We start from the raw sequence: 18,738 nt of genomic DNA, 5'->3' as shown, positions 1-18,738 counted from the left end.
TTAAATTAGCTTTACTGTTCACTCAAGAGTGGCAATCATTTCAATTTGAGATGGTTGCCACTCTTTTTTTGTTGAAACGCTGCGTGTCTACGACTGGTGACGAGTGTCGGCGACGCTTTGAAACGAGCGACTTTTCAGAATTTAGTTAAGGAGTGGGCACCTGAACTTTAATGATGTTTATGAAAAAAATACATAACCCATACGTTATTTTTACATTATGCTAACAGTTCTGATACGTTGGTCTGTCATGATTTAAGAGTAAGTTAAATCAATGACAAATCAAAGGGTAATGCGAGGGGATAACACTATGGGAATTGAGTTACAAAGTGTCACGAAAGCCTATGACAAGAATGAACAACCAGTCTTGCACGATGTTAATGCTGAGATTCAAGATGGCGAATTGTTCGTCATTGTCGGGCCATCCGGTTGTGGTAAGAGCACGCTGTTACGCATGATTGCGGGGATTATTCCAATCACAAGTGGGCGACTCCTGATCAACAACCAAGTGATGAATGCCGTACCACCAAAGGACCGCCAGTTATCGATGGTCTTTCAAAGTTATGCGCTGTATCCATTTCTAACGGTTGCCGACAACGTGGCATTCGGATTGCGCGCACGTAAAATGCCCGCTGAAGAAATCGAGCAACGGGTCAATGATGCCTTGAACATGGTTAACTTAACCGCCTTTCGTGACCGCAAGCCACGTGAATTGTCTGGTGGACAACGACAACGGGTGGCCCTGGCGCGTGCAATTGCCAGTGATTCTAAGATTTGTTTGATGGACGAGCCGCTCTCCAATTTGGATGCCCAACTGCGCGTTCGGATGCGTGCTGAGATTCGTGAATTACAGCGAAAGCTAGGCCTGACTTTGATTTACGTGACCCATGACCAGACTGAAGCGATGACGATGGCTGACCACGTGATGGTCTTAAATGACCACCATGTCCAACAAATCGATACGCCATTAGATATCTACAATCATCCGGCCAACCATTTTGTGGCGCAATTCTTTGGGACGCCCCAAATCAATTTGTTAACCGCAACTACGATGTCGAGCAAAGCAACCCGTGAATTACAAGTGGCGGAAGGGGTCCAAGTCACTTTAGAACGGCCAATCACCGTCGGCACGTACACGGTCGGGATTCGGCCTAATCAACTGGTCGCGACCCCAGTTGCCGCAAATGAAGGTAATGCGACCGTCGTGAACGTGGAAGCTTTAGGTGAGACGACGATCATTGAAGCGATGGCCGACAATGGCAAAGCCCTGCGAATCGTTCAAGCTGGACAAGTTCAACTACCACTAAATCAGCGCATTGCGGTCACAGTCAGTGGTAAAGTCTTTATCTTTGATGAACACGAACAATTAATTGCAGAAGAAGGGGGTGCAACCAGTGATCAATTCGTTTCCGTCCATTAAGCGACGTCCTAAACCGGGACTGTCACCAGAGTCCAACGACCAGGCACAGGCCCAACCGGTCAGCTTTGAGCTCAAGCGCAATGACAAATATTATGCCTGGCTGTTTTTAGGCCCATCACTGTTGTTACTCAGCATCTTCGTCTTTTATCCGATGTTACGGACATTTTATCTTAGTCTCTTTTTAACGAACTCATTTGGGGAACCGACCGTGTTCGTGGGGCTCCAAAATTACATTCATTTGTTGCGTACGAAGAGTTACTTGGCAAGCTTGCAAGCTACCGGACTATACGTCGTTGGTGTGACGGTCTTTACCTTGATTGGTGGCCTATTGTTAGCCGCCGTCGCCAACCAAAAAGTGCGGGGCATCGAGTTCTTTCGGACGATTTTTACATCGACGATGGGGGTATCAGTCTCGGTTTCAGCTATTTTCTGGCTATTCATGTTCAACCCGTCGATTGGGATTCTCAACAAAGTGGCACTTTGGCTGCATTTGCCGGCGATTAATTGGCTGACGGAACCACATTGGGCGATGGTCGCCGTCATCATGACCAGCGTTTGGATGCACCTGGGCTTTACTTTCTTGATTTTCTTTGGTGCGCTTCAATCAGTGCCCAAGACGTTATATGATGCTGCAGATGTGGCTGGCACGAATCGACGTTACCAGTTCCTACACATTACGCTACCGATGATTTCGCCAACACTATTCTTCGTGGCCGTGATCACATTGATTTCAGCCTTCAAAAGTTTTGGCTTGATTGATTTGATGACTGCTGGTGGCCCAACCAACGCGACGAATTTACTCGTGTATCGTATTTATCAAGATGCCTTCGTGGACGGTAATTACGCCTTAGCAAGCACCGAGTCGATCGTCTTAGCGGTCATTATTGCCGCTATCACGGTGGTTCAATTCAAACTTTTAGCAAAGCGGGTGAACTATTAATGGAAAATACATTAGGCCATCAAGCCATCGTCCGGCGGCGGGTGGCGTTAGTCTTAAAGTATCTCGTCCTCAGCGTGTTAGCCCTGATCATTATCTTGCCCTTTATCTTAGGACTTTGGACGAGCTTTTTACCAACGACCGCTATCGCCAAAGGGTCGTTGAGCGGGGTGATGTCCTGGCAGAATTACCATGAAGCCTTCACTCAAACGCCGATTTTACGCTATTTGTTCAATAGTTTGGTAATTTCATTAATTCAGATGTTTGCACACTTGTTCTTCGCATCCATCGCAGCCTACGCCTTTGTGTTCTTAGAATTTAAGTACCGGGATCAGCTCTTCTACGTGGTCCTGGCGACGATGATGCTGCCATTTGAAGCCGAGGTCATTCCTAATTTCCACACCGTCCGTGCCATGCACTTGTTGGACCACTATGCGGTGATGGTGATTCCGTTTTTAACCTCTGCATTTGGGATTTTTATGTTGCGGCAAGCGTTTAAGCAGATTCCATGGGACTTAAAAGAGGCCGCGGATGTCGATGGTTTATCCCACTGGCAATTTTATCGTAAGGTCGCGCTACCATATTCGCGAATCAGTCTATTGACGTTAGCCGCCTACAGTTTCTTAGGAAGTTGGAACCAATACTTGTGGCCAATGTTGACGACGTTCTCGAATCGTTTACGGCCGGTGCAAGATGGCCTGCGTCAATTGCATTCTGAAGAAACGGCGACTAATTGGGGCCTGGTCCAAGCCAGTGCTGCCATCGTCGTCATTCCAACATTAATCGTCCTATTCTGGGGGCAACATTACTTTAAATCTGGATTGAACGAGGGCTCAGTGAAATGATGAAAATGATGCACAAATGGCGGTGGTCCTGGCAATGGGGACTCGGATTAGTTGTTCTGGTACTCGCGCTGGGGGCCTTCGCCTATAATCGCAGTCAGGTGCAAGCCAATACTGGCCGCATCAAAGTCGTCTTTTGGCATGAAATGAAGGGACCCGGCCAAAAGGCAATCGACACCTATGTCAAAGCCTTTAATCAGCAGCAGTCTAAATATGAAGTGGTCGCTGAATTCGAAGGCGGCTACAACGGCGTCATTCAGAAGATCCTCAATACGCACGGGACCGCGGCATCACCGGCGTTGTTCCAATCGATGGACATCTCGACGAGTCAGATGTATCATAGTGGTTTTACCACACCGATGCAAAAGTTCATTGACCGTGATGGCTATGATGCCAGTCAGATTATTCCAGGGGCCAAGGCCATCGTGATGCGTAAGGACCAATTATTAGCGATGCCGTTCAACGCCTCTCAGACTGCCCTCTATTACAATAAGGCGGTGTTGCGGAAGTACGGCATTACGCCACCACCTGTCGACCCAACCTACGATGACATCACGCGGGTTGCCAAAGCGATTCATGATAAATCGCATGGTGAAGTGAAGGGGATGACCATGGAGGCTTACTCATGGCTCTTCGAACAACTCGGGGCCAATGCGGGCGTTCCAGTCGCTAATCATGATAACGGCCACACCGGTAATGCGACAAAGGTCGATTTTACAAGTCCCGCGGCCATCAATGCCATGAAGTGGGTCAAAGAAAATATTGATTACGGTGACTTCATGAACTTTGGTTCTGGTGGTAACGCTGCCGCCAATGAAGCAGCTTCTTTCTTGTCAGGTCACCTCGGGATCTTTATGCAGTCATCAGCGAAGACCGGCCAACTCTATCAAGTCTTGAAGAACGACCTCGGCGTCACATACTTCCCACGGCCAAATGGTCAAAAGGCCAATGGTATCGCCGTTGGGGGCGCGGCGTTGTGGATCGCGAATGACAAACCTAGCGCTGTTCAAGACGGGGCATGGGAATTCACCAAGTATTTGACTAGTCCTAAAGTCCAAGCGGATTGGCAGGCCAAGACCGGCTACTTAGCTGTTAATAAGGATGCTAAGGATGAACCAACACTGAAGAAGCTCTTCAAGAAGTCACCAGTGCTGGAAGTCTCTGGGAATCAAATGGCTCGCACCAAGCCTAATAATACCAACTCAGGTGTCTTCGTGGACGGATGGGTGCCTGCCCGGACTGCCATTCAAAATGCGATGCAACAAATTTTTGCGGGTCAAGATATTCGTAAATCTTTGCAAACAGCTGAAAATACCTACAATCAAGTGTTAGAATCAAATAACCGTGCAAACGGTCGTCATTAATCGAAAAGAGTTGAAACCACGTGCCAAATATGTCATTAATTTACGGTCATCGCGGCGTGCCCGTGAAGTTTCCAGAAAATTCCTTAGCGGGCTTCGCCTACGCCATTAACCATCATATCGACGGACTCGAATTTGATGTGCATCTGACCAAGGACATGGTGCCCGTCATCATGCACGATGAACGCATCGATCGAACCACGGATGGTGAGGGTGCCATTGCCGATATGACTTTCAAACAGTTACGTTACTTCAAGCTGGCTAACGGAGAACCCGTGCCATCACTGCAAGAGTTTTTGAGTCTCGTCAGTGGTGAGCCGGTACACTTAAACCTAGAGTTCAAGACCGACCGCCACTTCTATCCTGGCATCGAACGGATCGTACTGCGGATGATCAAACAGACAGATTTAGTCTATCCGGTCGTCTTTTCGTCCTTCAATTTGAAGAGCTTGAAGCGCGCCTATGCCATTGATGCCAGTCAAAAGTACGCTTTTTTGACCTCTGCACATTTGGGTAATCCAGATGAATTTGCCACCCATGAACATTTGGAAGGGGTGCATCTCGAGCATTTCCAACCGGTGAAAGAAGTTGCAGAACGCGTGTGGACCGTTGATGAGCCGGCAGTCATGCAACAATTGTTTGCAGCAGCCGTTAACGCGGTCATTACGAATAATTTTGAGTTGGCGCAGCAAGTACGAGCGGCCATGTAAGCGCAGCTCGAAGCGCGACACGTTAGTTCAAACGAACTTACTAATTATTGATAGTTGTGATTAATTGTCAGCATAAGAAAAGGAGTGGATTTCCATGGCGGAAATCCACTCCTTTTTATCGTTAGAATGTTTAAACACTGGCTGGGTTGCGAATCTTACCCAATTCAGCATCGATTTGTGCGAGTACGGCTTGTTGATTTTCAGGTTTCTCTAAGTCGTATTGTTGTAAGTCGATCTTCATCTTAGGACTCGCATCATATTCGTCATACCACTTGCGGTAGGCGGTCCACATCTTGTAGTAATATGATTCAAGTTCAGGATTGTTATCGAATTGTTCGTAGTCACGACCCCGCTTCTTGATCCGGTAGAGGATCGTATCGAAGTCGGTTTCGGAGTAGACCATCAAGTCCGGCGCCTTTTTAGGGAGCTCGGTTAATTCGGTCATCATATTGTCTAATAGTTGCAAGTAAACTTTCAGTTCAGTGTCAGAAATATTACCCTCAGCGTTGTTTTCTTTGGTAAAGAGGGCATCTTCGTAGATGGAGCGGTCGAGAACGTTGTTATCATCGGCCAATGCCTTCTTGATCATTGCAAAGCGCTTGTTGAGGAAATAGATTTGTAATAGGAACCCGTAATTCTTTGGATCCGAATAGTAAAGTGGCAGTACTGGGTTGTCGCCAACCGGTTCGTAAAATGCCTTCGTTCCAAGGTGATCGGCAATCAGCCCCGTTAACGTGGTTTTGCCGACCCCAATCATTCCTGCTGTTATTATCACCATGATAGCCCCTCTTTATAAAAAATTGCACAATATATTGTATCTCAAAAAAAGTTGGAATACCATATAGACTTTTAATGAAAAATTTGCTTCGGTGCTATTTTGGGCTATTTTTTGGCTTGTTCCTTCAATAAATCACGGATTTCTTCCAAGTATTGCGCGGAAAGATCGACTTCTTCTTCATCCTCAGTTTCTTCCGGTTCATTTTTAACGACTTTATTAATAATTTTCACCAGAATGAACACAACGATGGCGACGATGAAGAAATTAATGATGGCATTCAAAAATGACCCATACTTGAAGGTGGCATCACCGATACTGACTTTTAAGTTGGATAAATCGATACGACCTAGGAAAATCCCAATCAACGGATTGATCAAGTTATCGGTTAACGATTTGACGATGGCGGTAAACGCAGACCCGATAATGACCCCAACGGCCAAGTCAATCACGTTCCCACGAGCAATAAATTCCTTAAATTCTTTAATCATGTGACGAGCGCTCCTTTTTTGTTTAGCTGATAACAGTATAGCCAAAATCAAACGTTGACTCAATTGATATACGAGATGAATTTCGGGGCAATTGGTGGTTAACCACAGCATACGCGGTCGAATTTTGCCCGTACTAACGATTTGTTTCGTTTGGATAGTGACCTAATCTGGTGGGCGCTGTGCTTGAGGCGGGGGTTGGGGTGGGGAGCACAGCTGCACGTTATCGGTGGCTAGTGACTAGGATTCAAGACTTCGGGAACATGGCACGACAAGCTCGAATCAACCCCAGTATATCGGTTAGTCGCGAAAAGCGTTCAGTTACTGACAAAATCGATACAAAAAACGCCCCAACACAAGTGTGCTGAGGCGTTATTAGACTGGTGGTCAATATTAAGCGGTGCACTGACCAATCATCATATCCAGTTAGTGTACGTCGGGTTCATCACTTGCTTTAGCTCGCAGCCGACGCTGAATGTGCGTGGCTAGTTTACTCTGCGTCGCTTTGAGGGCAGCCGGGTCGTCGAAATCAATTTGTGCGAGCCGTGGGTAACGACGCAGGAAGAACAGCCCAGTAAAAGCAACGAATAGCGTGAGAAACAGTGTCAGGATGCCCAGCTCACCAAGCGCGGAATTGCCAGTCATTAAGGTTTGTCGTAATCCGTTAACGCTGTAGCTCATCGGTAACCACGGGTGAATCATCTGGAAAAAGCGGCCGGATAGTTGAATCGGGTAAGTGCCGGCTGAACCGCCGAGCTGCAGGACCAGCAAGACCATGCTGAAGAAGGCACCGGCCTTACCGAAGACGAGGTTCAGCCAGGCGACGATCGTCATGAATAGGAGTGCCGTCAGAATCAGCACCAACCAGGTGGCGAACGGATGAATCGGTGTGAGCGCATCGATGCGCATCATTAACCCAAGCATAATGGTGCTTTCCATCAGTGAAAAGACCAGCACTAGGATTGCCTTACTGCACCACCATTCGAAGGCGGATTTTGGATGCTTGCGGGGTGTATATAAATCAAACATCATGTTAAACGCAAGCGCGCCGACGAAGAGCGACACACTTAACATGTAGGGTGCCATGCCAGTCCCGTTGTTGGCAGCCTGATCCGAATCTGAATGAGTCGTCGTCACCGGTTTAGCAATTTGTTGATACGTCAAGCTGGACGGATTGACCTGGCCTTGCTCGGCGGCCGACCCTAATTTAGTCGCCAAAGTTTGATTGCCGCTTTGAATGGTCTGGTCAGCGGCCGTGACCTGGTTCGCACCGTTGGCAAGTTGTTGCGCGCCACTTGCTAACTGTTGATTACCATTGGTGAGCTGGGTGTTGCCAGTCGTTAAAGTGTTGCCGTTAGCGGCGAGTTGGTTGAGACCATTGCCGACACGTTGCGCCCCGTTTGTAAGTTGGGTAACACCAGTCGTGAGGCCAGGCAATTTAGTCTGAATTGTGCCAAGCCCAGTCGCGATTTGATTGCTGCCGCGGGTGAGCTGGTTGCCTTGGCTACTGAGTTGGGCCGTTCCCGTCGCTAATTGTTGGGTTCCCGCTGCGACTTGACCAGCACCAGCGGCGAGCTGCTGACTGCGTTGGTTAAGTTGGTCGGTGCCTGTGCTTAACGCCTGGAAGCCCTGGGTCAGCTGTGTGCTAGTGGTCGTGAGTCCGGCCGTTCCGCTAGCTAGTTGCGTTGCGCCATTGGCCAGCGTCGTGATGCCGGTAGTGAGCTGTGGCAGGTCGGTCTTAAATTGGGTCAAACCAGTGTTCAGTTGGCTGGCCGCTGTTCCGGCAGTTTGAATGCCGTTAGTCAACCCTTGTGCGCCGGTAGCAAGCTGAGCGACTGAGCCGGCGAGGGCCGTCTGCTGCTGATTGATGGCGCTGAGGGCGTTGGTGAGGGCGGTCGCGTCAACAGTGGGCTGTTTAACTTGTGCGAGCGCAGTCGTCAGACTCGCAAGCGCAGCGTTGATGGCGTCCTGATTGGTTGACTGATCCACCGTCGCTAAAATGGCGGATTTTTGGGCAGCAGTTAGGTTTTGATGATCCGCTGTCGCGGCAACGTTGGCGCGGACCGTTGAACTAGCCTTGATGGCCGCTGACAGGGCGTTGAGTGCGCTGTTAACGGTGGTCAAGTCACTGCCCGTCGCTTGCTTTTGCAAGGCGGTCACAGCTGTGTTGAGCGCTGCCTGGTCGCTGGTCCGGTGTTGCAGCTGATTTTGAAGCTGTTGCAGTCCGGCAGTTAGTGTTTGACTATGTGAATCTAGCGTTTGAAGACCGGTGTTAAGCTGACTAGCGCCATCCGTAAGTGCGGTCGTTGCGCCAGTTAAACGGGTCGTTTGAGCCTGTAACTGGCTGGTGCCACGGCTAAGATCCGCGGCACCAGTATTGACCTGGCTCACACCGTCCACATAGCGATTCAGTCCCGTTCCAAATTGCTGCGTCCCAGTAGCTAATTGCGCCGTACCATGACTGAATTGCTGAGCACCAGTCGCCACTTGACCGGCACCGTTGTTAACCGTGGTGGTGCCGACGTTAACTTGCTGAACGCCGGTGACGTAGCGATTGACGCCCTGATTCAGCGCTTGAGCACCGGTATTAAGTTGATTGAATCCAGCGACCAGCTGATTACTTTTGACGAGTAGCTGCGTCAGTCCAGCGACGACTTGTTGATTACCTGCTTGCAGTTGGTCGACGCCGTTAATATATTGGTTTAAACCGATGCGCATCGTTTGACTGCCTTGTGCCAGTTTCAGTGAACTGGTGGCCAGTGTATCAAGATGCCCGGCGAGCTGCCGATTGGCCGATGCCAGTTGAGTGCCACCGGTGGCGAGTTTTTGATTAGTCGTCGTAGCGGTTTTGAGACCGCCATCTAGTTGCTTGATAGCTGCAAACATCGTCTTGGCATAGCTGGTCGTAATCGTTTGTGCGACGGATGTCCGAATTGAGCCGACCGCGGAAGTTGCCATTTTGCTGGCGACAAAGTTATGGCCAGCACTCGTGTCATAGTGCAGCACCATCGCCTGTGGGTGCCGATTGAGCAAGGTCGTGGCGTGCTGTGAAAAGTTTTTAGGAATCGTGAGGACCATGTAGTAGCGGCCATTTTTTAACCCGGTTTGGGCTTGGTCTGCCGTCATCGCATGAAATTCCAGCGCATCGGATTGCTTGAGTGTGTGCGTCAGGTCGTGGCCGATACTGAGTCGGTGGCCCTGGTAAGTGACAGCCTGGTCCTGGTTGACAACAGCGACCGGTAAGTGATTGAGCCGTCCGTACGGATCCCACATTGACCGAAGAAATGTGACGGCGTATATCGATGGAATCAACATAATAATTGCCATGACGATCATCATAAATTTGTGGCGCTGCATATAGGCCCATTCTGCTTTAATCATTGTCATTACTCCCCCTTGTGGTGAAAGGTGTCAGGTAACACCGCTGGAAATTCGCCTGTGCACCAATGAGAATAACAGGTTTTAAATGAAGTGCCACATCAGTTTCCCCGCGTGTGAGGCTTATGCCACACTTGGGGCGTAAGTGGGGTGTAAAACGGCGCTGACATTTGGAGATTGTTAGTATGACGAACAGATCACGTGCAAATCACCCATTACAGATGGAAATAGATGGGGTCTATTAAAATTCAAGTATACTTCCGGATATAGTTGGATTAGAAATTGCGGATTTGCTTTCTTGAACATGAGCGTACATTTATAATAAACGCAAGGGTAGGGGAATTGTATTAACGCTGAAGTTATTATTGGCGGATAATCGAAAGGAATGGCTATTGTTATGAAAAATCCAATCATGTGTTGTGCCTTAGCCACTTTAGGGGTAAGTCAGGGGAAAATTGATAAGTTAGATCCCACCACTTGTCACTTTTATGACTTAATCAATGAACAGCACGTTGCATTATTGTGGGAACAATTAGTGGGTCGTAAAAGTGCCCAAGCGGTGAGTCAAATCGAAGCTGCTCAAGTGAACTGGCGGCAAAATCATCCTGATCTGGCTGATTCGCTGTACTTTCTAGTAATCGTGGGCGCAAGTGATAAGTTAATCCGAAGCTTGCAACGAAATGGGGTCAGAACGGTCTCACAACTAGATGATATGATTAGGCAACAAATGAAGATGCCAACCGATTGGCGGAAAAATCCAACGGAAAATGCTGCACTCGTACAAGCCTATTTTGATTGGAAAGTCACCAATCAATCGGAATTACAGCGGGAGCTTGAAACCAAGCCAGAGGTTGATTTGAGTGTGCGATTAGCGCAAGCTGCAAATCAGCAGCGAACCGCAGTAAAGCTTCAAAAGTGGTTTGGCGTTGAGAAAATTCCGAAGACGTTAATGGCATTTTTAAGGCTAGACTTCAAGAAGAAAGACATCCTAGTTAGTCGTTTGTCTGGGGAGACGTTACAAGAAATCGGTGATGAACATGGGCTGACGCGTGAGCGTGTTCGTCAGATTATTGCCAAAATGATTCAACAGCTCCCATTATTTGACGACGTTGAGAAATATCACAAATTAGTATTGACTTATGATATCCAACTCGATCAATTTTTAAACTATACTCAAGGGACTGAGGAAATATATACTTATTTGACTCTAAAGTATAAACGTCCTAAAACGCTGGCGTCATTGGACCAATACTTACTCGCACTGAATAAAGTCGCACCAGATGCTTTAGGGGCCCGATTGAATCAGCACGGAAAATTCATTAATCACGCGAATCAAGTGGTTCCTTTTTCGGCCGCCAATGTGATTGATGAAATTCTGTTTAACAATCGACGGGTCTTTGATAATGATGAAATGGTCGTTCAAATGAAAAGCTTTTTTGAAGCTCATGGTCAAATGCAGGCGACTGCCATTTCGGCTCGTGCGGTACTGGCCCAGATCGAACGACAAGCACATATTATTCAACGAACAAATGGCTACTTTCGGTACTATGAGTTGGATCTGCACGATATACTGGACTATCTGGACGAGTTGAATGCACTATTTGATGTTGCAGATGGCATTTATGGGATTGATTACTTTTTTGACCACAATCAGTCGCTGATGGCCGAACTAGGGCTGCAAGAAAGTTCTGAGTTAGCTAATTTGTTAAAAGGCTTGGGCTATGAGCGGTTTGAGCGCTTAAATACAATTGTTCGTCAGTCGCAGGTTTACATTGGGGCAATCAAGAATGATACCCAGTGCAAGGAGCAATTTTATCTTGGTGTTTTTTCACAGTTTGACGGGCAATCATTGGCAGATACCGTTGACTACCTTGAAGCTAATTTTGCGCTTCAGCGTCCAACGATGTGGTCATACTTGGGAACAACTTATAAGCCATACATTCATCGCAATATGATCAATATGAATGTTAAGTTGCCCAGTGATGTAGATTTTTATCGTAAAATGAAAGTTGTTCTCAATCAACCAATATATCCTTATGACCAAGCTGCAGCGATTATTAAGCTAGTTGATCCGTCGATACAAGTGTCACCATTACTGATGGATCGACTCGGTTACATCGAGCGAAGTGCCCTGTTAATGCAAAAATCTTATGCTTCTTTGAATGATGCAATTAGAGCACTGTGGTTGGCGGATGACGAAATTTCAGTTGAGAAGGTTCAAGCTTATCCGAACAACTGGTTTAGATTCAAGGCGTATAATTTGGAATTGCAACATGACCTGGTTGCGATAGATTCGACCCGTTACTTGACTTCGAAGGGATTGAATAGAATTGACGTGACTAAGCCGGATATTGATCGGTTTCTGCAAGAAGTCATGTCATTTATTGAGGATGACGTTTTCTTCACTTGGAAATCGTTGCTTGATTCTGGCTTTGAAAGTGATTTTATGGCTAAAGCTAATCTGAGCGACTTTGCGTATGAACGGTTGATTTTCACCATTCCGTCCATTAGAACCATCAAAACGCGAGGTTCAGTCTATGTTAAGCAGAGTCATCCGACACCAAAATGTCCGCCGTTAACTGATTTCTTTGCACAAGAACTGGGTGGGCAGTCACGTGATATTGACGATTTCTTACGTGAGCTGAATCATAAATTCGGTCTGGATGTGACTAGAACAAGAGCACTTGAGAAGTTGGCTAAAGGCCAATTAGCGTATTCAACAGAGACTAATCACATCTATCCAGATAAATTGAGTATGTATGAAGATACTTACCAAGAGCTCGGAATCGATGTTTAATGAGCGCCATAAGCAGTTCAAAAGCTACTCATGGCTGATAAATCAACGTTTATTTAATCGAAAATTTTATTTTAATGAAGCAATTTAGATGAAATTAGGCTGACTAGTCCCAATGGAGACTGGTCAGCCTAATTTTTTGATAGTTATGATTTGACGCAAATTACGCCGCTTTCTACTGCGCTTGTTTAGCGGATGTTGCCTATCAAGAAGAAGCGCGTGTCATAACTTGTTTTTAAACGCCAACCACTTCAAATAATGGTCATGCGCCTTTTTCATTCGTCGATAACGTTGCGGTTGCTTGCGGTAGAAATCCTGATGGTAATTTTCAGCCGGCCAGAAATGATATAGTGGTTCGATTGCCACGACGATCGGTTGTTTGTAGCGCTTTGAATCAATGACGGCTTGTTTAGACGCCGTGGCAATTGCCATTTGGCTTGGATTGGCGTAGAAAATAACGGGGCGATACTGGTTGCCGCGGTCATTAATCTGTCCAAACTGGTCGGTCGGGTCGATCAGTTGCCAATAGAGTTTGACAAGTTCTCGATAAGACGTTTTACGGGCATCATACCTGATTTCGACCGCTTCCACGTGGCCGGTGTACTGACCACTAACTTGCTCGTAGGTGGGTTGTGCCCACGAACCGCCCGTATAGCCCGAAGTGACGGCAATAATTCCGGGACGTTGGTCAAAGGGCTCGACCATGCACCAAAAACAGCCGCCGGCAAACACGGCGCGTTCTTCATGGCTAGCATCGATTTGTGGTGTGTCAGAATAATCTGATTTGGGCACCACGGACCCGTTGCCGGTCAGTGCCAAGTAGAAATCCATCACGTCCGGCGTGAGGTTATCACGAGTCGCGAGTGGCCGTAAATCGGCTTCCAACTGCTTCAATTGACCAGTTGGGGATAATTGTTGCGGATTATCTTTGACCTGAACTAGTAAATGCCGCTCCCAGTCGCGGGTTGCGGGATTTAAGATTAGGTTGTATAGGTCGCGCATTAACGCGGCATTATTTGTTTTCACGATTAATCACCCGCTGCTAGTTGATTGACTGTGTTGGGGGAGGCGTGGGAATTTAAGTTCGTTTCTGGTTTGGTTCATTTGAATTAGGTACATTTTAGCATGGTGCGAGTGAATACACCTAACAGCATGATTGGGAGTTGTACGCTTTAGCAAAAATTATAGTTTGTTTTTCGCCAGGATGGATAGAAATAGAGGAGATTTGGCTGGGCGATCACGACTAAGTGTAGTTTGTGCTCTAACATATAACGTATCCCGATTTACTGATTCGCAATAATAAGGAATAAAACATGTTCAAATCAGATTGGTACTTTACACTCCAAAATAAAGCGGTTGCATTTCCCCCAATCTTTCGCTAGAGTGGAATGGTAAACCTAAACTGACCGAGGATGGTCGTAGTGGACTGGATGAGAGGGACGATTGATATGTATAAAATGATTGTTTGTGATTTAGATGAAACATTGATGAATGATGACGGGACGCTGTCAGCTAAGAATACAGCGGCCATCAAAGCGGCGGCTGAAAAGGGCGTGTTCTTCGTGCCAAATTCAGGGCGGAGTTATACCTCTTTTCAAAATGATTTGGAAACGATGGGGCTTCGCAATCAACCGCACCAATATTCGATTTCATATAATGGTGGCTTGATTTTGGAAAATGCCGGTAACAAACCGCTGGCCGTTAACGCCATGCCTTACGAACTTGCCAAGGGCGTCTTTGAAGCTGGGGTGGCCGATGAACGCGCAGCGACCCATGTATATACGCAAGATAAACTGTACATTTATAATCCGGTTGCTAGTGATTCCGCCTACCTTGAAAACCGTGGGGTGACGTTTGAAGTCATGAACGAACCTGATTTTTCACGCTTCAAGGATATGAATATCATGAAGATCATCATGGCCTTGCCAACGATGGCTGACCGCAAAGCAATGCGGGCTGCGGCTGAACAACGGGTTGACGCCAGCAAGTTAGCCGTCACCTATTCATCGGACCGGTACGTGGAATTCAATCCCGCCGGCGTGAATAAGGGGAGTGCGACCCTACAATTGGGTAAATTACTCGGCATCACCGCGGATGAAATCATTGCAGCCGGTGATAACGGAAATGATCTGCCAATGTTAAACGCCGTGGGCCTGCCAGTCAGTGTTGCGAACGGGATTGATACCGTCAAAGCAGCAGCGAAGTATGTGACGGCAGCGGATAATAATCACGATGCGTTAGCTGAAGTAATTAATAAATTTGTATTATAAACCGATTTTTATCGTCAAAATGAAAGATACCATTTGGATTTCAATATTTACAAGTGGTATCATGGTAATTGAAAATGTGCTAATATGAGATAAATTATTTGTTACAAATTACCGAATGGGGGAACACGCATGAGTGCGATTCGCGACGATTTAGCTAAGGCGATTAAGGATAAAAACCTCGTTGAGATTTATTCCAAGGGAACCAATGAGCAATTTAGTGTCGGCTATGTCATTCAGCAGGACGAAAAGTTTGTGCTGGTTAAGGCCGTTAATGTCGATGGTGAACTAGATGGGCTAGTGGTTTTTCGTAAAGCATCGTTAGCCCGCGTGATTAGTGACACTGATTATTTGAAGAGTATGACGACTATCATTACACTCGCCAAGCAACGCGGGTACTTTGATGTCTGGAATACGGAACGGTTGGTCACTAAGTTGTTGAAGAAACAAAGTAAGACCAAACATTCACTGCTCAAGACACTATTGAAGCAGGCCTTCCGTCATGACCAAGTCATTCAACTGTCTGGTCGTATCAAGAAGCACGGTGATAGCTATGCCGGCTTTATTCACAGTGAACACAAGAAGTACATCGAATTCAATTACGTTGATATGTTTGACCTCAAAAAGCGGCCGCAAATTGCGATTCGCTATGCCGAAATTGATGAGGCCAGTTTCCATAGCTTTGAGACCTTTAACACCACCGCGGTGATTGAAAGTTTCATGCCCGGTGATTTTCATTAATTAAACTAATCAAGCGACGCCAATAGTGTATGGGGGTCGCTTTTTTGATGCGGTCATAACTGTTGGCCGCAGGGGTGGCGATCGGCTGTCAAAAGGCCTGGATGCCCTTGGACGACCGGTTTGAGGACGATTTTGTTAGAAGTCAGTGATTCGATAAAGATTGTTAAGTTTTTATGCTGTAAATATACAAACCGGATTAATTTCGCTACAATGGTAGTATTGAGCTGAATGTGGGGAGGGGAGCAGTTATCGTTTACGTTTATTGGTATATCGCGGCGTTTGACCATTGGTACTCGGTCATGCTGGTATTTTTACTACAAATACTGATCAATCGCGAGTTACGCCAGAAAAGGGTGTATGCCAGTATCGCGGTGATGTCCGTGCTCCTGACCGCGATTTATATGCTATACGACGACTATTCAGATATTATCACCTTTATGGTCAATATGGGGCTGCTGGCGTTTGTGCGTCGTAAAAAGTACTTCATTGTCACCAGTTTGACGGCGACGTTAGCCTATATTCTATTTAGTTTCTTTGGCAACTACGCGACCGAGTCGATTCTGCACCTGCTCAATCTCGGATTGAATGATTGGAGCGGCTGGTTATTTGAATTGATTGGTGAGACGATCGTAACTGCCTGCATGCTGGCGGTAGTGGTCAGTTTTAAAATTTTACAAAAACGTTACCCACGGCAATTTAGTGATGAAGTGACCTTGAACGTGATCGTCAGTGCTTTGGTCGTCGTGGCAGTGGCCTTTTTCACCATTACGACTGCCGCTGATAATTACAATATTGGCTCCGGCTTTTTAGGCATCCTGATGTTGATACTAGTGGCAATCTTGATGATCAATGCCGGCACGTTTATTTACTTGTTTTATAGCTATACGATGCGCCTTCAGAGCAATCGGCAGGCCCTCGAGCGCAAGCAGTATGATATTTATGTTAAAAATCTTGAAAGTAGCTACCAGAATTTACGTAAGTTCCGCCACGACTACCAGAATATTCTATTGTCGTTGGGCGAATACATCCATACGGCGGATGACCCTGAATTGCAGACCTATTTTGATCGGGTCGTCACCAAGTCCCAGCAGAGTTTGAGCCGCGATTTTGGTCATTTTGATAATTTAGAGCAGATTAAGGACAAAGCCCTCAAAGCAATTGTCCAGAGTAAGTTTTCGGCCGCGCGCCAAGCGGGGATTCAAGTCCGGCTGGAAGCCAATGACCCCGTCGCTGCGTTGGCCATCGACCCGGTGACCTTAGCGCGGGTCAGTGGGATATTATTGGATAACGCCATTGAAGCGGTCAAAGGACAGAGTGGCGGCCAAATCACTGTGGCAGTGGTCAAGTATCCGAAGATGGTCGAATTGATATTTGCCAATTCACTGGCGGCGCCCATCGAACGATTGGACCAATTGATGGTGGCCGGTCATACATCCAAGGGCGCGGGTCACGGACAGGGATTAGCGACTGTCCGTGAGTTATTAGACCCATTGGCCAACGTGACCTATGAAGTCAGTTCGCGCCACCGATTCGAGTTTATTATTAGCATTGAAAGTGAGTGAGCAGCGTGTTAAAAACCTTTGTTGTGGAAGATGATTCAGAACAATTAGCGACCTTAAAGCAAATTATTACGAATCACATTATGATTAATGATTTTGACATGGAGTTGACTTTGGCAACTGGTCAGGCCCAAACGCTGTTGGATTACGTTCAGAGCCATGAAAGTGTAGAAGGCTTGTATTTTTTGGATATTGAATATCCGGGTCAGGACTTGAACGGCTTGTCGCTCGCAACCAAGATTCGTGAGGCCGACGTGAATGCAAAGATCGTCTTTGTCTCGACCCACTCTGAAATGGCGTTTTTGACGTTCGAACGGCGCATCGAACCACTGGACTTTATCGTCAAGGATTTAGGTCAAGATACCGTCAAAGCCAAGGTCGAAACGGATATTCGCGTGGCGTATGAGCGTTACACCAAACAGGGGGCGACAAGCAAGGCGATGTTCTCCTATTCCAAGGGTGGGCAACTCTTCAACGTGCCGCTAGAACAAGTACTGTTCATCGAGACTGGAACCAGTCGTAACAAGTTGGTCTTGCACTTATTAGACCGTATCGTCCAGTATAATGGCAAAATCAGTGACGAAACGGTCGCGCATCCCGAGCTATTTCGGGTGCACAAGAGTTTCTTGGTCAATCCGCAGATGTTGGTGCGGATCGATAAGCAACACCAGCTCGGCTACTTCGAAAACGGCGAAACGGTCGACATTGCCATTCGGAAGATGCATGATTTAGTCGCCTTGATCAAACAGTCCGATTTATCGGTCACGATGGACTAAGCTGACTCTTATGTAACAAAATCGTTAATGACAACTAAATAATCCTAACGTTGGTGCAGGCTATTTTGAGCTTTGCACCTTTTTTGTGTTGCAGTCGTGATTTGCAGGTATCCTTAAAGTATCAAATACCAGTTATGGGGACTGGATTGGAGGTGGTGTCATGAAGCAGTTTTGGTCACTGAGTCTAATGATTCTGGCGGGCTGTCTGTTGATTTTTGGTTCTGAATATAGTTTACAAGGCGATTATCATCGGCCAGTCAAGCAGTTGACAGTGTCGAAAGTGGTTTATCATCAAAACGCCACCTCCGCCACGATCAGCGGTCACACGAAACATGGCGTGATCGTGACAGTCAAGAGTGGCAAGCATGTTCGCCAAGTGATTTCAAATAAGCAAAATGGTAAGTTTTATCTCGAGATGCCCGTTAAAAAGCAAGTGACGATTCGGGTCGTGGGGTTGAAACCGAAAGTCTTAAAGGTACCAACTGGGTCAAAGAGTTAGTTTGGTGGGAGCGTATTGCACGCTCTTTTTTTGTTGGCTTGAAATCAGTCCCAGTTACGAGAATGGCGGGATTTCAGGCTAGCGTTGATGGTCAATAATTGCCAGGCGTTTTAAAGATTGATCCGGACCTTGCACCGCTATTGAGTGAGCCGCGGTGCTTTGCTAAAAATCCATTAAGCTTTATCCCAACGGCT

15 protein-coding genes are annotated in these 18,738 nt (G+C 46.9%); 11 read left to right on the top strand and 4 right to left on the bottom strand.

Going from position 1 to position 18,738, the window contains the following annotated elements:
• Nucleotides 1–307: 307 nt before the first annotated feature.
• The 5 genes from MZO40_RS04605 to MZO40_RS04585 are packed head-to-tail and all read left to right on the top strand — an operon-like array spanning nucleotide 308 to nucleotide 5,267.
• The gene (locus tag MZO40_RS04605) at nucleotides 308–1,417 is read left to right on the top strand and encodes an ABC transporter ATP-binding protein (RefSeq protein ID WP_105961922.1); all 1,110 of its coding nucleotides are present in this window, start codon (nucleotides 308–310) and stop codon (nucleotides 1,415–1,417) included.
• Nucleotides 1,392–2,357, top strand: coding sequence for a carbohydrate ABC transporter permease (locus MZO40_RS04600; protein ID WP_122217849.1), 966 nt, complete (start codon nucleotides 1,392–1,394; stop codon nucleotides 2,355–2,357). The genes MZO40_RS04605 and MZO40_RS04600 overlap by 26 nt, the downstream gene beginning before the upstream one ends.
• The gene (locus MZO40_RS04595; RefSeq protein ID WP_105961920.1) at nucleotides 2,357–3,199 is read left to right on the top strand and encodes a carbohydrate ABC transporter permease; all 843 of its coding nucleotides are present in this window, start codon (nucleotides 2,357–2,359) and stop codon (nucleotides 3,197–3,199) included. The genes MZO40_RS04600 and MZO40_RS04595 overlap by 1 nt, the downstream gene beginning before the upstream one ends.
• Nucleotides 3,196–4,560, top strand: coding sequence for an ABC transporter substrate-binding protein (locus MZO40_RS04590; RefSeq protein WP_105961919.1), 1,365 nt, complete (start codon nucleotides 3,196–3,198; stop codon nucleotides 4,558–4,560). The genes MZO40_RS04595 and MZO40_RS04590 overlap by 4 nt, the downstream gene beginning before the upstream one ends.
• A gap of 20 nt (nucleotides 4,561–4,580) precedes the next feature.
• Nucleotides 4,581–5,267, top strand: coding sequence for a glycerophosphodiester phosphodiesterase family protein (locus MZO40_RS04585; RefSeq protein WP_050340234.1), 687 nt, complete (start codon nucleotides 4,581–4,583; stop codon nucleotides 5,265–5,267).
• 130 nt (nucleotides 5,268–5,397) lie between these two features.
• On the opposite strand, the gene MZO40_RS04580 is transcribed toward MZO40_RS04585, so the two are convergent.
• The 3 genes from MZO40_RS04580 to MZO40_RS04570 form a co-directional block, all read right to left on the bottom strand.
• On the bottom strand, nucleotides 5,398–6,045 hold the full coding sequence (locus MZO40_RS04580; protein WP_003638386.1) for a deoxynucleoside kinase: 648 nt from the start codon (nucleotides 6,043–6,045) through the stop codon (nucleotides 5,398–5,400).
• 104 nt (nucleotides 6,046–6,149) lie between these two features.
• Entirely contained in the window at nucleotides 6,150–6,533 is a 384-nt protein-coding gene (mscL, locus tag MZO40_RS04575; RefSeq protein ID WP_252133130.1) for a large-conductance mechanosensitive channel protein MscL, read from the bottom strand.
• A gap of 423 nt (nucleotides 6,534–6,956) precedes the next feature.
• Nucleotides 6,957–9,911 (bottom strand): YhgE/Pip domain-containing protein, encoded by a 2,955-nt coding sequence (locus MZO40_RS04570; RefSeq protein ID WP_105961918.1) that lies wholly within the window; start codon nucleotides 9,909–9,911, stop codon nucleotides 6,957–6,959.
• 394 nt (nucleotides 9,912–10,305) lie between these two features.
• Here MZO40_RS04570 and MZO40_RS04565 point away from each other — a divergent pair, with 394 nt between their 5' ends.
• Nucleotides 10,306–12,705, top strand: coding sequence for a sigma factor-like helix-turn-helix DNA-binding protein (locus MZO40_RS04565; RefSeq protein ID WP_165861031.1), 2,400 nt, complete (start codon nucleotides 10,306–10,308; stop codon nucleotides 12,703–12,705).
• Between the two features lie 219 nt (nucleotides 12,706–12,924).
• Here the strand turns inward: MZO40_RS04565 and msrA are convergent, their stop codons facing one another.
• Nucleotides 12,925–13,728, bottom strand: coding sequence for a peptide-methionine (S)-S-oxide reductase MsrA (gene msrA, locus MZO40_RS04560; RefSeq protein WP_105961916.1), 804 nt, complete (start codon nucleotides 13,726–13,728; stop codon nucleotides 12,925–12,927).
• A 422-nt stretch (nucleotides 13,729–14,150) separates the two neighbouring features.
• Between msrA and MZO40_RS04555 the strand changes: the two genes are divergently transcribed.
• The 5 genes from MZO40_RS04555 to MZO40_RS04535 all read left to right on the top strand — a co-directional run bounded on the left by MZO40_RS04555 (nucleotide 14,151) and on the right by MZO40_RS04535 (nucleotide 18,544).
• Complete coding sequence (locus MZO40_RS04555; protein WP_105961915.1) at nucleotides 14,151–14,972, top strand: Cof-type HAD-IIB family hydrolase; 822 nt, start codon at nucleotides 14,151–14,153, stop codon at nucleotides 14,970–14,972.
• A gap of 129 nt (nucleotides 14,973–15,101) precedes the next feature.
• Nucleotides 15,102–15,710: a hypothetical protein gene (locus tag MZO40_RS04550; protein WP_088769725.1), complete on the top strand. Its 609-nt coding sequence runs from the start codon at nucleotides 15,102–15,104 to the stop codon at nucleotides 15,708–15,710.
• A gap of 230 nt (nucleotides 15,711–15,940) precedes the next feature.
• Nucleotides 15,941–17,272: a GHKL domain-containing protein gene (locus MZO40_RS04545; protein ID WP_225083531.1), complete on the top strand. Its 1,332-nt coding sequence runs from the start codon at nucleotides 15,941–15,943 to the stop codon at nucleotides 17,270–17,272.
• A 5-nt stretch (nucleotides 17,273–17,277) separates the two neighbouring features.
• A complete protein-coding gene (locus MZO40_RS17515) occupies nucleotides 17,278–18,045 on the top strand; it encodes a response regulator transcription factor (RefSeq protein ID WP_050340244.1) in 768 nt (255 codons plus the stop codon).
• Between the two features lie 160 nt (nucleotides 18,046–18,205).
• Entirely contained in the window at nucleotides 18,206–18,544 is a 339-nt protein-coding gene (locus MZO40_RS04535; RefSeq protein ID WP_050340245.1) for a hypothetical protein, read from the top strand.
• Nucleotides 18,545–18,738 lie beyond the last annotated feature (194 nt).

It is taken from the genome of Lactiplantibacillus sp. B652 (genome assembly GCF_023806745.1).
GTDB lineage: Bacteria > Bacillota > Bacilli > Lactobacillales > Lactobacillaceae > Lactiplantibacillus > Lactiplantibacillus pentosus.
This window is presented reverse-complemented; position numbering and strand designations above follow the sequence as displayed.

What these genes read in the sequence shown, in the direction of transcription:
- MZO40_RS04605 (WP_105961922.1), top strand. Translation starts at nt 308, where the DNA reads ATGGGAATTGAGTTACAAAGTGTCACGAAAGCCTATGACAAGAATGAA.
- MZO40_RS04595 (WP_105961920.1), top strand. Translation starts at nt 2,357, where the DNA reads ATGGAAAATACATTAGGCCATCAAGCCATCGTCCGGCGGCGGGTGGCG.
- MZO40_RS04590 (WP_105961919.1), top strand. Translation starts at nt 3,196, where the DNA reads ATGATGAAAATGATGCACAAATGGCGGTGGTCCTGGCAATGGGGACTC.
- MZO40_RS04580 (WP_003638386.1), bottom strand. Translation starts at nt 6,045, where the DNA reads ATGGTGATAATAACAGCAGGAATGATTGGGGTCGGCAAAACCACGTTA.
- mscL (WP_252133130.1), bottom strand. Translation starts at nt 6,533, where the DNA reads ATGATTAAAGAATTTAAGGAATTTATTGCTCGTGGGAACGTGATTGAC.
- MZO40_RS04570 (WP_105961918.1), bottom strand. Translation starts at nt 9,911, where the DNA reads ATGATTAAAGCAGAATGGGCCTATATGCAGCGCCACAAATTTATGATG.
- MZO40_RS04565 (WP_165861031.1), top strand. Translation starts at nt 10,306, where the DNA reads ATGAAAAATCCAATCATGTGTTGTGCCTTAGCCACTTTAGGGGTAAGT.
- MZO40_RS04555 (WP_105961915.1), top strand. Translation starts at nt 14,151, where the DNA reads ATGTATAAAATGATTGTTTGTGATTTAGATGAAACATTGATGAATGAT.
- MZO40_RS04550 (WP_088769725.1), top strand. Translation starts at nt 15,102, where the DNA reads ATGAGTGCGATTCGCGACGATTTAGCTAAGGCGATTAAGGATAAAAAC.
- MZO40_RS04535 (WP_050340245.1), top strand. Translation starts at nt 18,206, where the DNA reads ATGAAGCAGTTTTGGTCACTGAGTCTAATGATTCTGGCGGGCTGTCTG.